This window comes from Pseudomonas sp. IT-P171, assembly GCF_949767765.1.
Taxonomy (GTDB): Bacteria; Pseudomonadota; Gammaproteobacteria; order Pseudomonadales; family Pseudomonadaceae; genus Aquipseudomonas; species Aquipseudomonas fluorescens_B.
Genome location: NZ_CATKQN010000059.1, coordinates 228,490 through 242,664, shown reverse-complemented (window position 1 = coordinate 242,664; position 14,175 = coordinate 228,490). Strand labels below are relative to the sequence as shown.

The 14,175-nt window shown below is 59.5% G+C and carries 10 protein-coding genes, 4 tRNA genes and 1 pseudogene; 9 read left to right on the top strand and 6 right to left on the bottom strand.

Translation table 11 applies throughout. The features are described 5' to 3' along the window. Positions 1 to 86: 86 nt before the first annotated feature. From ACM6I5_RS28905 to ACM6I5_RS28890, 4 genes and pseudogenes are all read left to right on the top strand, one after another. A complete protein-coding gene (locus tag ACM6I5_RS28905) occupies positions 87 to 848 on the top strand; it encodes an SDR family oxidoreductase (protein ID WP_017340145.1) in 762 nt (253 codons plus the stop codon). A gap of 744 nt (positions 849 to 1,592) precedes the next feature. Beyond that, positions 1,593 to 2,975, top strand: a complete 1,383-nt coding sequence (locus ACM6I5_RS28900; protein ID WP_414879096.1) for a PLP-dependent aminotransferase family protein — start codon at positions 1,593 to 1,595, stop codon at positions 2,973 to 2,975. A 108-nt stretch (positions 2,976 to 3,083) separates the two neighbouring features. Then, positions 3,084 to 4,139, top strand: a pseudogene (locus ACM6I5_RS28895) (HAMP domain-containing protein); the annotation flags it as partial. A gap of 27 nt (positions 4,140 to 4,166) precedes the next feature. After that, positions 4,167 to 5,048: a methyl-accepting chemotaxis protein gene (locus ACM6I5_RS28890; protein WP_414885171.1), complete on the top strand. Its 882-nt coding sequence runs from the start codon at positions 4,167 to 4,169 to the stop codon at positions 5,046 to 5,048. A 981-nt stretch (positions 5,049 to 6,029) separates the two neighbouring features. Here the strand turns inward: ACM6I5_RS28890 and ACM6I5_RS28885 are convergent. After that, entirely contained in the window at positions 6,030 to 6,788 is a 759-nt protein-coding gene (locus ACM6I5_RS28885) for a hypothetical protein (protein WP_017340142.1), read from the bottom strand. A 393-nt stretch (positions 6,789 to 7,181) separates the two neighbouring features. On the opposite strand from ACM6I5_RS28885, the gene ACM6I5_RS28880 reads away from it, so the two are divergent. From ACM6I5_RS28880 to ACM6I5_RS28865, 4 genes are all read left to right on the top strand, one after another. Continuing rightward, positions 7,182 to 7,257, top strand: a tRNA-Glu gene (locus ACM6I5_RS28880). A gap of 4 nt (positions 7,258 to 7,261) precedes the next feature. Then, positions 7,262 to 7,337, top strand: a tRNA-Gly gene (locus tag ACM6I5_RS28875). Positions 7,338 to 7,441: 104 nt separating this feature from the next. Beyond that, positions 7,442 to 7,517: transfer RNA gene (locus ACM6I5_RS28870), tRNA-Glu, on the top strand. Positions 7,518 to 7,520: 3 nt separating this feature from the next. Beyond that, positions 7,521 to 7,596: transfer RNA gene (locus ACM6I5_RS28865), tRNA-Gly, on the top strand. Positions 7,597 to 7,710: 114 nt separating this feature from the next. Here ACM6I5_RS28865 and ACM6I5_RS28860 read toward each other — a convergent pair. From ACM6I5_RS28860 to ACM6I5_RS28850, 3 genes are all read right to left on the bottom strand, one after another. Continuing rightward, positions 7,711 to 8,352, bottom strand: a complete 642-nt coding sequence (locus ACM6I5_RS28860; RefSeq protein ID WP_017340140.1) for a LysE family translocator — start codon at positions 8,350 to 8,352, stop codon at positions 7,711 to 7,713. A 1-nt stretch (position 8,353) separates the two neighbouring features. Continuing rightward, positions 8,354 to 9,124 carry a 2OG-Fe(II) oxygenase gene (locus ACM6I5_RS28855; protein WP_017340139.1) on the bottom strand — a complete coding sequence of 257 codons (771 nt, stop codon included), beginning with the start codon at positions 9,122 to 9,124 and terminating at the stop codon, positions 8,354 to 8,356. A gap of 91 nt (positions 9,125 to 9,215) precedes the next feature. Then, entirely contained in the window at positions 9,216 to 9,842 is a 627-nt protein-coding gene (locus tag ACM6I5_RS28850; RefSeq protein ID WP_414885149.1) for an alanyl-tRNA editing protein, read from the bottom strand. Positions 9,843 to 9,933: 91 nt separating this feature from the next. Between ACM6I5_RS28850 and ACM6I5_RS28845 the strand changes: the two genes are divergently transcribed. Continuing rightward, positions 9,934 to 10,932, top strand: a complete 999-nt coding sequence (locus tag ACM6I5_RS28845; RefSeq protein WP_017340137.1) for a LysR family transcriptional regulator — start codon at positions 9,934 to 9,936, stop codon at positions 10,930 to 10,932. Between the two features lie 81 nt (positions 10,933 to 11,013). Here ACM6I5_RS28845 and ACM6I5_RS28840 read toward each other — a convergent pair whose 3' ends face one another. Together ACM6I5_RS28840 and ACM6I5_RS28835 are read right to left on the bottom strand one after the other, a co-directional pair. Further along, on the bottom strand, positions 11,014 to 11,421 hold the full coding sequence (locus ACM6I5_RS28840) for a PA2817 family protein (protein WP_017340136.1): 408 nt from the start codon (positions 11,419 to 11,421) through the stop codon (positions 11,014 to 11,016). Between the two features lie 74 nt (positions 11,422 to 11,495). Then, entirely contained in the window at positions 11,496 to 13,943 is a 2,448-nt protein-coding gene (locus ACM6I5_RS28835) for an acyl-CoA dehydrogenase (RefSeq protein WP_414885148.1), read from the bottom strand. Between the last annotated feature and the right edge of the window lie 232 nt (positions 13,944 to 14,175).

The window sequence follows — 14,175 nt, the reverse complement described above, 5'->3', positions numbered from 1 at the left end:
TTCTGATAGTGCTGCCGTGGCGGTAGCGCCTGTGGCTAGACTGGGCGCAAGCGAAACCCCGCATTCTTCTCTTCGAGGACAAAACAATGAGCATGACGTTTTCCGGCCAGGTCGCCGTCGTAACGGGCGCTGCCAATGGTATCGGTCGCGCGACCGCCCAGGCGTTCGCCGCCGAAGGGTTGAAAGTGGTAGTGGCCGACATGGATACGGCTGGTGGCGAGGGCACCGTGGCGCTGATTCGCACGGCAGGCGGCGAAGCGACCTTCGTGCGTTGCAACGTCACCGTGGAAAGCGATGTAAAAAATCTGATGGACGAGGTGGTGAGGTCCTACGGCCGTCTCGACTATGCCTTCAACAATGCCGGCATCGAGATTGAAAAAGGCAAACTGGCCGAAGGCACGGTCGACGAGTTCGACGCGATCATGGGCGTTAACGTCAAGGGCGTCTGGTTGTGCATGAAGTACCAGCTGCCGCTGTTGCTGGCACAAGGCGGTGGCGCGATCGTCAACACCGCTTCGGTCGCCGGCCTGGGCGCTGCGCCGAAGATGAGCATTTACGCCGCATCGAAACACGCGGTGATCGGCCTGACCAAATCGGCGGCCATCGAATACGCCAAGAAAAAAATCCGCGTGAATGCGGTGTGCCCGGCGGTCATCGACACCGACATGTTCCGCCGCGCCTATGAAGCCGACCCGAAGAAGGGCGAGTTCGCCAGCGCCATGCATCCGGTGGGTCGTATTGGCAAGGTTGAAGAGATCGCCAGTGCAGTGCTGTATCTGTGCAGCGATGGTGCTGCGTTTACGACCGGTCATTCGCTGGCAGTGGATGGGGGCGTTACCGCGTTCTGATTTGCGGCGGTTGTTGGTGGATATATCCTTTTCCGCAGTAACCGCGGCTATTGGTTGTGCCCTTACGGCAGGTCACTTGGAAACGCGCCCAGGAACCCAGCGCTCTTGCGCCTTTCGTTCGGTGCCTCGCTCTGGTCCTGCTCCGTGGGCCCGCCGCCATCGGCCATCCATGGCCGGGGTGGCTACCGCCCGGCCTATTCCGCTGGCAAGCCAACTCCCACAGTGATTTTTGGCAGAAATGAAATGTGTGTTCACCGCCGATGATCTTGGTGGACTTCAGGTCGGCTACCAGACCGCCTCGCTCTGTTTTTGATCTTGATCTGCCCCGTCGGAAGGCCGAGTGCAGGTTCTGCGCAGTGGGCAACCCGGCATGGATGCCGGGTTAGCCGCCCCCGGCCATGGATGGCCGATGGCGGCGGGCCCACGGAGCAGGACCGGAGCGAGGGCATGCCGAGCCTAAGCGAGGCACCGTACGTCAGGGGCGAGAGCGCTTGGTTACTTGGCGCTTTTCCAAGTAACCCGCCGTAAGGGCGGAACCAATAGCCGCCGTTACCGCAGCAATGGATATGTACCCCCAACCCCAACCCCAACCCCAACCCCAACCCCCGTTTTTTGCTCCGTGAAAGTGCCAGGCAATGTGTTTCAAATGGTTAGAACCACGAGTTTTGACGGCGTTGTCGCACAGCCCATCGAGCGCGCCTGTGATTAACTGATTCCGTCAAACGAACAGGAGTTTGCTTGCTCATGGAATTGAGAATCGATCGACAGGCCTTGGTGCCGGTCGTACAGCAAGTCGTCGACGCGTTAGCGTGCTGGCTGCGTCAGAGCGACATAGAACCGGGGACGCGTTTGCCGTCTGCACGGCAAATCGCGCGGACCAATTTACTCAGCCTGTCCAGCGTCGTTGAAGCGTGCGAGAGGCTGGTGGCTCAAGGGGTGCTGGCGTCGCGTCATGGCGCCGGATTCATTGTCGCTGCCCCCACGTTGGCCGCTGCGGATTCACCCTGGTTCGAGGGCGCGGAGTTGCAGCCATTCAACGCTGCGGGCGGGCTGAATCTGGGGGGTGGAGGGCTCCCCGAAAGCTGGCGCGAAACGGATGATCTGACTTATGCAATCCGGGAGGTCAGCCGTACCGACATGGCTGGTCTGTTCAATTACAGCTCGCCGCTGGGGCTGCTTGCGTTGCGTCAACAAATCATCAAACGCTTGAGCCCGCTGGATATCGACGCAGAAGAAAACCGGATCATGACGACAGCAGGGGCCAGTCAGGGGCTCGACCTGATCGTGCGTACCTTGCTCAAACCGGGTGATTGCGTCGTGGTCGAAAGTCCCGGTTATTCCTTGCTGTTCGAGCTGCTCAGGCTGCATGGCGTCTCGATGATCGAAGTCCCGCGCACCCCGCGCGGGCCGGACATCGAGGTGCTTGAGTCACTGCTGCTTGAGAAAAAGCCCCGTGCGTTGTTCATCAACAGCTTCTATCACAACCCTACTGGCAGCAACCTGACGCCGGTGGTGGCGCAGCGGATTCTGCATCTGGCCAAAAACCACGGCGTGCTGGTGATTGAGGACGACGTCTACGCGGACCTGCACAGTGGCCCCGGTACTCGTCTCGCCGCGCTGGATACTGATGACAACGTCATCTACGTCGGCAGCTTCTCCAAAACCCTCAGCAGCTCATTGCGGGTCGGCTTTGTAGTGGCCGGTGCCGAGGTTATTTCGCGACTGGCCGAGGTCAAGCGGATCAGCAGTCTGGGTGCTTCCGGATTTTGTGAGTCGGTACTGGCCCGCCTGCTGGCCAGCGGTGCTTACCGCAAGTTGGTGCTGCGGCTGCGGCAGCGTCTGAGACATGACCGAGAAGCCGCATTGCAGGTGCTGGAAGATGCCGAGTGGGAGGTTTTCGGCAAACCCGTCGGCGGTTTGTTCATCTGGGCGCGATCGCGCAAGTCCGACTACGCTCACGTGCGGACACAGGCACGGCGCTTCGGCGTCCTGCTGTCTTCCACGACGGCATTCAGCCCCGCCAGTGAGGCCAGTGACTGGCAGCGTATCAATGTGGCTTGCGCCTGTGATCCGCGAGCCCGGGCGTTTTTTCAGGCCACCGCTCCGGATCGACCTCAAGCGTTCTGAAAACGACGTTGGCGTAGCTTTTTGCCATTATTCCGACGCCAGAGACTTGTGTTGACACAGGCCGGTTGCGAATCTGCGTCAACAGACTATGTCAGGGGACTAAGTGCAATGATTTCGGCCGTGCAAGGACGTTTTGCCAACCTCGGTATGGCAAAAAAACTGGGTGTCGGGTTTGTGCTGGTGCTGTTGTTGACAGCCCTGGTGGCGGCCATCGGCGTATGGTCCCTGCAAACCATTAGCCATCGCTTCGACGGGCTCAAACAGATGTCGTCGCTCAACAGTGGCTTACTCAAGGTGCGCCTGCTCGAGCAGGAGTACGCCTTGCACGGCAACCCGAAAATTGTCACGGCCTTGCACGAGGGTGTCGATGGCCTGGTCGTCCTGGCGAATCAGCTGAAGGCGCAATCGCCGGCCAACGTACCCGTGATGAGCGACGTCGAACAGTCATTGGGGGCTTACCGCAAAGCGTTTGACGAATTCGTCTCGCTGAGCCAGGCCAAGGACCTTGCACTGGAAATGGCCAGTTGGTCGGTCTCCAGCGTGGCCAATAATCTTGACGTGTTGCAGGCCGGGCTCGCCGATGATGGCGCCTATGCCCTGAAGGAGTCCGAAGGCAAGGACGGTTCCCAGTTCATCGAGCAAGCCAATCAGGTCAGCCAGGTATCGCGGCTGATGCTGCAAGCCATGAACGAAGCACGTGTGCGCCTGGACCAGAGCCGCAAGGGCGACGACAGCGCCGGGCAAGGCAAGATCGAGCAGGCCGACCAGGCGTTGACTCAGGCCGAGCAATTGAAAACCACGGTCAAGGATGAAGGCTACCTGACTGTCCTCAATGAAGTGGTTGGGCATATCGGCGGTTTCAGCGAAAAACTGGCGGAATACACCGGCCTGCTGGCTCAGGAAAAAACCGTTTACGAGCAGTTGCATCAACGCGCCGCGCAGGTCGTGGAGCGGGTGGACCAGGCCTACGTCGCCGAAGACCAGTCGATGCAGGCCGAGCTGAAAAAGAACTCATTGCTGATTATCGGTTCGTCGGCCCTGGCCTTGCTGGTCGGGCTGATCGCGGCTTGGGTGATTACCCGATTGATCGTCGGACCGCTGCGCAGTGTGATTCGCGTCGCTCAGCAGATTGCCGCGGGCGATTTGAGTGCGACGGTTGAAGTGACCCGTCGTGATGAGATCGGCCAATTGATGCAGGCCATGCAGCAGATGGGCGCGGGGCTCAGCAGTATTGTCAGCGGTCTGCAGGCGGGCATCGAGCAGTTGGCCAGTTCGGCTCAGTCGCTGTCGGCGGTGACTGAGCAGACCAATCTTGAAGTGAGCAGCCAGAAGGAAGAAACCGAGCAGGTCGCTACGGCGATGAATCAAATGACCGCTACCGTGCACGACGTTGCGCGTAACGCGGAGGAGGCTGCCCAGGCTGCGCAAACGGCGGACGGCAAGGTCGAAAGTGGCCAGGCGGTGGTGCGCCAGAGCATGGCGCGGATCGAGCAACTGGCGGACTCGGCGTCGTCGGCCAGTTCGAGCATCGAAAGTCTGAGTGCGGAAATCCAGAATATCGGCACGGTGCTCAGTGTCATCAAAAGCGTGGCCGAACAGACCAACCTATTGGCGCTTAACGCGGCCATCGAGGCGGCGCGCGCCGGCGAGCAGGGCAGGGGGTTTGCGGTGGTTGCCGATGAAGTGCGGGCCCTGGCGAAGCGGACTCAGCAATCGACCGAGGAAATCGAGCGACTGGTCAGTGCCTTGCGCTCGGCAGCGCAGTCGTCGGTGCATCAGATTCAGAGCAGTGGCGAGTTGGTGAAGCTGGCGGTCAGTGATGCGCTACAGACCGAAAGTGCCTTGGGCAGTATTGCGGCGGCGGTGTCGTTGATTCAGCAGATGAACCAGCAGATCGCGGCGGCTGCGGAGGAGCAGAGTTCGGTGGCTGAGGAGATCAACCGCAGTGTGACCAGTATTCGGGCCAGTGCGGATCAGTCTTCCTTGGCGATGCAGGGGAATGCGGCGTCGAGTATCGAGTTGGCGCAGTTGGGGGTTGAGTTGAAGGGGATGGTCGGGCATTTCAGGCTCTGAGGCTTGAGGACTTGGCGGCCTGGTAGCCGACCAGGTTCTTGGTGGTGGTGTGCATATCCATTGCTGCGGTAACGGCGGCTGGCGGTTTCGCCCTTACGGCGACTCACTTTTGCAGACGCCCAAAAGTAAGCAAAACGCTTCGCCCCGGCGTCCGGCCCCTCGCTTAGGCTCGGCGTTCCTTCGCTCCGGTCCTGCTCCGTGGGCCCGCCGCGATCGGCCATCCATGGCCGTGCGCGGCTAACCCGGCATCCATGCCGGGTTGCCCACTGCGCAGAACCTCCGCTCAGCCTCCCGAAGGGGCGGGCAGATCAAAAGCGCAAGGCGAGCTAACGCTCGGCCTCGTGGTTTGGTGGGTGTGCGTCGATCTGCTCTTGTAGGCGCTGAGTTTGCCAGCGAAGGCGGCCTGACAGCCGACCTGATTTTCGTGGGTCTCCTCGACCCTGTGGGAGCTGAGTTTGCCAGCGATGGCGGCCTGCCAGCCGACCCGTTCTCGCGGATGCACCAAAACCCCTGTGGGAGCTGGCCTGCCAGCGATGGCGGCCTGCCAGCCGACCCGTTCTCGCGGATGCACCAAAACCCCTGTGGGAGCTGGCCTGCCAGCGAAGGCGGCCTGACAGCCGACCCGTTCTCGCGGACGTACCACAATCCCTGTGGGAGCTGGCCTGCCAGCGAAGGCGGCCTGACAGCCGACCCGTTCTCGCGGATGTACCAAAACCCCTGTGGGAGCTGGCCTGCCAGCGATGGCGGCCTGACAGCCGACCCGTTCTCGCGGATGTACCAAAATCCCTGTGGGAGCTGGCCTGCCAGCGATGGCGGCCGACCAGCCGACCTGTTCTCGCGGATGTACCAAAACCCCTGTGGGAGCTGGCCTGCCGGCGATGGCGGCCTGACAGCCGATCATTTTTTATCGAATGTAATTACCCATCAAACTCAACGCAAAAAAAACCACCTCTTCAGGTGGTTTCTTCAAAACAGTTCCGATCAGTCGTAAATCACTTTCTTCTTCCAGTCCGCATCCGCCTCGACGTCTTTGAGGCCTTCGGTCAGTTGGTTCACTTCGCCTTCAACCGGTGCAATGTTGTCCATGACTTGTGCGTTGGCACGGGCCAGGAGTTTTTCCAGGTATTCGAGCTGTTCGGCGTAGATCTGCGGTTCCTGCTGTTTACGCAGGTACTGCACGCCGCGTTCGAAGGCCAGGCGAGCCTGGCCAGGCTGGTTCTGCTGCAGGGAATGCTGGCCGAGGTTGTTGAAGAATTCGATGTGCAGCAGCACCAGGATGTGGCGAACTTCGCGGATCCAGCGTTTGGCTTCGTTGGTTGGCAGGAAGCCATCCTGTGCGGCGCGGGTGATCTGGCCGTGCAGCGCTTCGAGCAGGAAGCGTACGTCCTTCGCTTTGGCTTCGGTCTGGATCGGTGCCGGCGGGTTGTTGACCGGGATCGATTCGCCTTGGGCGACCAAGGTGGTCAGTTCACTGATTCGCACCTTGAGGTTGGCACTGGACTTTTCGAGGTTCAACAGGCGTTGGCAGACGTTCAGCTCAAGACGAGTCAGCAGCAGCTTGAGAGCCGGTGTCATCAGCTGGCCGGGAAAGGTCTCGGTGATTTCGCCGCAGCGACGCAGGCGGTCGTTGAGTTCAACCTTGGTGCGGGCCCTTTCCAGTTTATTGTTTTCCACCACATGGTTCATGTACCCAATGGCGATCAATAGTGCGATCCCGGCTACGACTAGCAGGGTGATCATGAGTGGTGTCACCGGTAAGACCTCTTTATGGGATTCGCGTGCGAGTGTAGTGGCTTGGCTTGGGGGCGCATAGGGCCGCTCGACGGGTTGGATCGAACATCCTTCAGTCTGTATCGACCGCAACGCTGCTTATATAAGTAATAGCGTGTGAGGTGCACATTGCCATCATCTGCTACGTGGGTGGACTATAACGTCTTGGCGGGTGTCAGAATATAGGCGTCAAACCCCGGGCGAGCAAAAAGCCGTATTCACCGCTCAAAGCAGGGCGAAGTCATTGATTTAAATAAATTTATATCTGGGGGTTGACGACCCTTCAATCCATCCATAGAATGCGCGCCACTTACAGCGTAAAGCACACAGCGAAACGCGGTAGGGAGTGAATGTTGTACGTGTGTCCCCTTCGTCTAGTGGCCTAGGACACCGCCCTTTCACGGCGGTAACAGGGGTTCGAGTCCCCTAGGGGACGCCAATATGCGGGAATAGCTCAGTTGGTAGAGCACGACCTTGCCAAGGTCGGGGTCGCGAGTTCGAGTCTCGTTTCCCGCTCCAATTTTAAACAGCGTTGCTTTCGGGCAGGGCTGAGTGAAACCAGAACCAAGTCTTCGGATACGGCTCTGGGCACCGAAACACACACCATGTGTTCCGGGCAGCGTGTCCCCTTCGTCTAGTGGCCTAGGACACCGCCCTTTCACGGCGGTAACAGGGGTTCGAGTCCCCTAGGGGACGCCATTTGCGGGAATAGCTCAGTTGGTAGAGCACGACCTTGCCAAGGTCGGGGTCGCGAGTTCGAGTCTCGTTTCCCGCTCCAAATTCACAAAAACGCCGCTCATTGAGCGGCGTTTTTGTTTGTGCGCGATGTGTATCCGAGCCAGAAAATAAGGCCCGCCAGTCAGACTGAGCGGGCCTTTTTCATGGGCGGTCCTTACATCGACAGAATCAGGCGCCCGGCGAACAGAATCAGAATCACCCCCATGGTCCGTTCGAACCAGTGCCCCATGCGCATGAACAGCACGCGCACCCGGACGCTGGAAAAAAACAGCGCGACGATCACAAACCACAACGCGTTCACGAAACACATCCAGACGCCGTAGAGCGCTTGAATGTTGAGCGGTGTCGTGGCACTGATGAGGGTGGTGAAGATCGCCAGGAAAAACAGCGTGGCCTTGGGATTGGTGGCATTCGTCAGGAAGCCGGTGGTGAACGCCTTCAGCAGCGTTTGCTCGACCATCGGTTCGTCTGCTTCCTTTTCACCCTCCAGCACCGATTTGGGTTGGCTGCGCAACAGGCTGACGCCGAGATACAGGATGTAGGCGCCACCCACGATCTTGGCCACCGTCAACAGCCAGGGCGTGGTGTGCATCAATGCGCCGACGCCGAGCAGGGTGTAAAGCACATGCACGGAAATGCCCGCGCCGATGCCCAGCGCCGTACAGATCCCCACCCCTCGACCGAAACGTACACTTTGGCGGATGGTGACCGCAAAGTCCGGCCCAGGTGCGACCACAGCCAGAAAATGGATAGTCGCCAGCGCCAGAAACTCGCCCAGGTAATTCGAATACTGCATCTCAACTCCAGAACGTAAGGGGTGAAGCATTGCCGCGATAGCCGACAAAGAATGAAAGACTCAAGCGCGGATCGGCCACACCCGGCGTTACCGAGTGCATGCAGCGCGAATTGAACATGATGAAGTCACCCGGCTCGGGGCAGACCTCCAGAGCTGGAGTGCCGAGTAACGCCGGATCGATGCCGTAGCTGTCGCCGCGCATTTCGTCGAACTGGTCCGGGGAAATGTCGTGGTTCCACATCTGCAGCGCGCCGCCCTCGGTGGGCATGTTCAGATAAACATTGCAGGCGAACTGCGCCTCGAGGCTTTTGGCCTGGAAACTGTCCGGGGCGTCCTTGGCGAAAATGTCGTGGTGGGCCAGAAAACACACGCCGGGTTTCACCACCCGGGACAGTCCGACATACATCTTGCGACCGTAGAGGTTTTCCAGATGCGCACCTGCCGGCCAGGACTCATCGAGCATGCAACGCAAGGTGTCGACCGGCGACGAATAGGGTGCGCATCGGTTGCGTAACTCCGCGATGTTGCGTGTGGCGCGCTCGAAATAATCCTCGATCAGCAGTGGCTGGTTTTCCGCTTCATAAAACGCCATGCCGATTCGACCGATGCTCGGCGCGTTGATATAGCCTTCAAAGCCGGGCGCGAGAATCTTGTCGCCGATCTGTATCGCCAGCGGCGGGGCCAGGAAGCCTTTGACCCGGATGGCGAGGACTTCTTCGTTGGCCAGTTTTTTTATGCACGTCTCATCGAGACGCTCGACGTCAAGCATCATGGTTCAGGTCCATCTATCGGATAGTCAACGGAACCTGCGAGTGCAGGCTCCCCGGCGCCGGGCGAGGCCGTGTCCGGCATCGCCCTGTTGCTCAATCCACGCTGTAGTGGACTGACAGCGTTCCTTTCTTCTGCGAAACAGAAGCGATCGTGACCGTGCCCAAATCCTTCAGGCTACGTACATGGGTGCCGCCACAGCCGTAGGCGGGCAGTTCACCGAAACCGATTTCCCGGGCGCCTTCGCGCAGCGATGTCAGGCGCGGCAGGTCGTGGGCGATCCACTGTTCAATACCGAACCCGACGGTTTGGGCATCGACTTCCTGTGCGGAGTCCGTCGGTTTGAACTGCACACGTCCTTCCCCCGGCCAGTGATGAGCCTTGATCGGCATCCAGCCCAAGGCTTGTACGAAATGGCCGATCAAATGGCCGGCGGAATGCATTCGCGTATTGAACTGACGACGTGGCTCATCAACGCGAATCTGGATCATGCCGAGAGGTGCGGGACGGTCGACGAAGTGAATGATCCGGTCCGGATCCTGCACCACGCGCAACACCTGGCTGTCGCCGATCCAGCCGGTGTCAAACGGCTGCCCGCCGCCTTGAGGGTGAAACAGTGTTGCGCGCAGCTCCACCGCGAACTCGTTCTCGTGAGGCGTACATTCCAGTACTTCCACGTTGGCCTTGAGGTCATCACTATGGAAAAAGAGGCGAAGCGTCATATTCCATGCCCTCATTAAAGATTCTGTTTTTTATTATATGAAGCGTGGAATTGCGTGATAATCCGTTCAAACATCAAAGGACTGTTGCACTGTGAGCACAAATCTTCCACTGCCGTTGCTGGGTGAAATGGCGATTTTCGTCAAGGTTGTCGAGACCGGAAGCTTCTCCGAAGCAGCGCGTCAGTTGGGCTCTTCTCCGTCGGCGGTCAGTCGCAGCATTTCGCGTCTGGAAAAGGCGCTCGCCACGCGTTTGTTGCAACGCACCACGCGCAAGCTGCGGCTCAGCGACGGTGGCGAGGAAGTCTTCAAGCGCTGCCAGGAGATGGTCAGCGCGGCCAAATCGGTAATGGAAATCAGTGGTCAGTTCACCCATGAAGCGGAAGGACTGGTGCGCGTCAGCGTGCCCAAAGCCGTAGGGCGTTTCGTGATTCACCCGCATATGCCGGAGTTTCTGCGGCGTTATCCCAAAGTGGATGTGGAACTGTTGCTCGAAGACCGTCAGGTGGATTTGATCGATGACAACGTCGATCTGGCAATCCGTATTACCGACCGTCCGCCGGCTGGCCTGGTGGGGCGGCAATTGCTGACCATCGACCACCTGCTCTGCGCAACGCCGCAGTACCTGGCCGAGCACGGCACGCCGACTCATCCCCACGACTTGCTCAACCACAGCTGCATTTACCTGGGTGAAACGCCGAGTGATGCACGCTGGAAATTCAAGAAAGGCACAAAGGCTGTCACCGTCGGTGTGCGCGGGCGTTATGCCGCCAATCACACCGGCGTGCGATTGGGCGCGGTGTTGCAGCACATCGGGATTGGCAGTTTGCCGTACTTCACGGCGCGTTATGCGCTGGAGCAGGGCTTGATTGTGCAGGTGCTGCCGGACTGGACGTTTCTGGCGTCATACCACGGCGGTGCGTGGCTGCTGCATTCGCCGACACGTTATTTGCCGCCGAAGCTACGGGTGTTGATCGATTATCTGGTGGAGTGTCTGGAGAAGGAGCCGACGCTGAGCAAACCGGGCAAGCCTGGTGCGCTGGGTAAGGTTGCCGCGGAGTATGAGTTGCCGGAGAGTGATGGGTTGCTTTAAAGCAAGATCTTTTGATTTTTGTGATCTAAAAAAAAGCCCGCATGTTCAACCATGCGGGCCTTTTGCATTTCTGATCAGCAATCAGTGCTTGCTGTCATTGTTCGACATTGCCAGCAATTGCTTTTCCTGATTCCAGTCGAACGGTTCATCGTTCTGTTCCGCTTCGAAGCGACGCTCTTCCAGCGCCTGATACAAGTCGATTTCATCATCGGGCATGTAATGCAGGCAGTCACCGGCGAAGTACCACAGCAGGTCGCGCGGGACGAGGTGGGCGATTTGCGGGTAGCGGGTAATCACCTGACACAGGATGTCCTGGCCCAGGTATTGGCTTTCGATCGGGTCGACCGGCAGCAACGCACGCAGTTCGTCGAAGCGCTCCAGGAACAAGGCATGGCTTTCTTCGGGAACCTGTTCGGCCTCACCCACGGCGACCAGGATGCTGCGCAAGTGGTCAAGCAAGACGAGATGATCGGCAACGACGTTGGACACGAGATAAGTCCTCAAGAGCAAAACGGGCGCGGGAGTATAAAGCGCCCGCGCACCTTTTTACATGACTGGCTGGATCAGCGGACTTTTCCTGCCGCCAGCGTCAGCTCCTCTTTGTCGAAATCATCGACATCGATCACCTTGCGCCGCGCCACTTCAGCCTCACGCAGTTTTTGCGCCTCCACGGGTTGCAACACGCCAGCCTCCAGCGCGGCATCGATGACGTTTTCCCCGGCAACCGGTTTGACCTGACCGCTTTTGAGCGCCACATGCAGTTTTTTCTGCACGGCCTGCGCCGCGTCCAGCAAGTCGCAGGCGTGTTGCAGGGCACCCACGGCGTCATCCGCCGATTGCGGACGGAAACAACCACCGAGCAATTCTTCGAGGGTCGGATCGCCCTTGGCCCGGCCAATCACTGCGGCCACTTCGGCGCCGAGTTTGTCCGACGGCCCTTTATGGCGGCGACCGAACGGAAACACGATCACCCGCAACAGGCAGCCCAGCACCTTGTTCGGGAAATTGGTCAGCAACTCATCCAGTGCCCGTTCCGACTGACCAAGGCTTTCTTCCATGGCCCAGGTGAACAGGGGCGCCATGTGCCCGGGTGAATCAAGGTCGTGATAGCGCTTGAGTGCGGCGGAAGCGAGGTACAGGTTGCTGAGCACATCTCCCAGACGCGCCGACAGGCGTTCGCGACGTTTGAGTTCACCGCCGAGCAGCATCATGCTCAAGTCGGCGAGCATGGCAAACGCAGCGGCCTGCCGGTTGAGCGCACGGAAGTAACCCTGGCTGAGCTTGTCTCCCGGAGCATGTTCGAAGTGACCGAAACCCAGGTTCAGCACCAGCGTGCTGGCCGCATTGCTCACGGCAAAACCGATGTGCTGGAGCAGCAGGCCATCGAACTCGATGAGGGCTTGATCCTTGTCTTCACGCCCGGCGAGGGCCATTTCTTTCAGGACGAAGGGATGGCAACGAATCGCGCCCTGGCCGAAGATCATCAGGTTGCGCGAGAGGATGTTCGCGCCTTCCACGGTGATGAAGATCGGCGCGCCATTCCAGCTGCGGCCAAGGTAATTGTTTGGCCCCATGATGATCGCCTTGCCGCCATGAACGTCCATGGCGTGGCTGATGCATTCGCGGCCGCGCTCGGTGAGGTGGTATTTGAGAATCGCCGACAACACCGACGGTTTCTCGCCCAGGTCCACCGCGTTGGCGGTGAGCATCCGCGCCGCGTCCATCATCCAGGCATTGCCGCCGATGCGCGCCATGGCTTCCTGAATACCCTCGAACGCCGACAATGGCACATTGAACTGCTCACGAATCTGCGCGTACTGACCGGTCACCAGGCTGGTGAACTTCGCCGCGCCGGTGCCGACGGCGGGCAACGAAATCGAGCGCCCGACCGACAGGCAGTTCATCAGCATCATCCAGCCTTTGCCAAGCATCTCCTGGCCACCGATGAGGAAATCCAGCGGAATGAACACGTCCTTGCCGGAATTCGGGCCGTTCATGAAGGCTGCGCCCAGTGGCAAGTGACGACGGCCGATTTCAACACCGGCGGTGTCGGTCGGGACCAGCGCCAGGCTGATGCCCAGGTCTTCTTCATCGCCCAGCAGGTGATCCGGGTCGTACGCCTTGAATGCCAGGCCGAGGAGGGTGGCCACGGGGCCGAGGGTGATGTAACGCTTTTCCCAGTTCAGGCGCAGACCGAGGGTTTCCTTGCCTTCCCATTCGCCTTTGCAGATCACTCCGGTGTCGGGCATCGAACCGGCATCAGAGCCGGCCAGTGGCCCGGTCAATGCGAAGCACGGAATGTCATCGCCGCGTGCCAGACGTGGCAGGTAATGGTTGCGTTGTTCGTCGGTACCGTAATGCAGCAACAGCTCGGCCGGGCCGAGGGAGTTGGGGACCATCACGGTGGACGCAAGGTCACCGCTGCGGGTGGCCAGTTTCATGGCCACCTGGGAGTGTGCGTAGGCAGAAAAACCCTTGCCGCCGTATTCCTTGGGAATGATCAGGGCGAAGAAACCGTTTTCCTTGATGTGGGCCCAGGCTTCGGCAGGCAGGTCCATGTCTTGCCCGATCTGCCAGTCGCTGACCATCGCGCAGAGTTCATCGGTCGGGCCATCGATGAAGGCCTGTTCCTCTTCAGTCAATTGAGCTTTTGGATAGGACAGCAGTTTGTCCCAGTCCGGCCGGCCGCTGAACAGCTCGCCGTCCCACCAGACCGTGCCGGCGTCGATGGCATCGCGCTCGGTTTCCGACATCGGCGGCAGGGTTTTCTCGAACCAGCTGAACAGCGGCGCGCTGAAGTATTTACGGCGCAGGTCGGGCAGCAACAAGGGCACCGCGACAGCCGCGATCAACACCCACAGCACCAGCAGTAACCAGCCTGGCGCGCGGCTGAAGGCGCCCATCGCCACCACATAAACGGCGACGATGCACAGGGCGGGCAGCGGGGCGATACGGCGGTGGGCTAAATACGCAATCCCGACAACCAGAACCAGTATCCACAACAGCAGCATATTTAATCCTCCGTGAAACAAGGGCAAAAACAACCTTCAGAGCTTAGACGGCATCCGCAAAACAGGGTGGTCAGAGCGATGTGATTGAAATCGTGGGAAACTTCGATGAGCTTTGCAGGACCGGTTGGTACCGGCTCGGATCGTTCGTTGGGCGGGCGGCTAAGCGTCCATGTTTGGCCGAAACGTCGTTATCTCTGTGCTGAACCTGTCGTTAGACTCGTGGCTTCCCCAG

Excerpts from the sequence above, each read along its gene's own strand:
- ACM6I5_RS28905 (WP_017340145.1), top strand. The coding sequence starts at position 87 with ATGAGCATGACGTTTTCCGGCCAGGTCGCCGTCGTAACGGGCGCTGCC.
- ACM6I5_RS28900 (WP_414879096.1), top strand. The coding sequence starts at position 1,593 with ATGGAATTGAGAATCGATCGACAGGCCTTGGTGCCGGTCGTACAGCAA.
- ACM6I5_RS28890 (WP_414885171.1), top strand. The coding sequence starts at position 4,167 with ATGCAGGCCATGCAGCAGATGGGCGCGGGGCTCAGCAGTATTGTCAGC.
- ACM6I5_RS28885 (WP_017340142.1), bottom strand. The coding sequence starts at position 6,788 with ATGATCACCCTGCTAGTCGTAGCCGGGATCGCACTATTGATCGCCATT.
- ACM6I5_RS28860 (WP_017340140.1), bottom strand. The coding sequence starts at position 8,352 with ATGCAGTATTCGAATTACCTGGGCGAGTTTCTGGCGCTGGCGACTATC.
- ACM6I5_RS28855 (WP_017340139.1), bottom strand. The coding sequence starts at position 9,124 with ATGATGCTTGACGTCGAGCGTCTCGATGAGACGTGCATAAAAAAACTG.
- ACM6I5_RS28850 (WP_414885149.1), bottom strand. The coding sequence starts at position 9,842 with ATGACGCTTCGCCTCTTTTTCCATAGTGATGACCTCAAGGCCAACGTG.
- ACM6I5_RS28835 (WP_414885148.1), bottom strand. The coding sequence starts at position 13,943 with ATGCTGCTGTTGTGGATACTGGTTCTGGTTGTCGGGATTGCGTATTTA.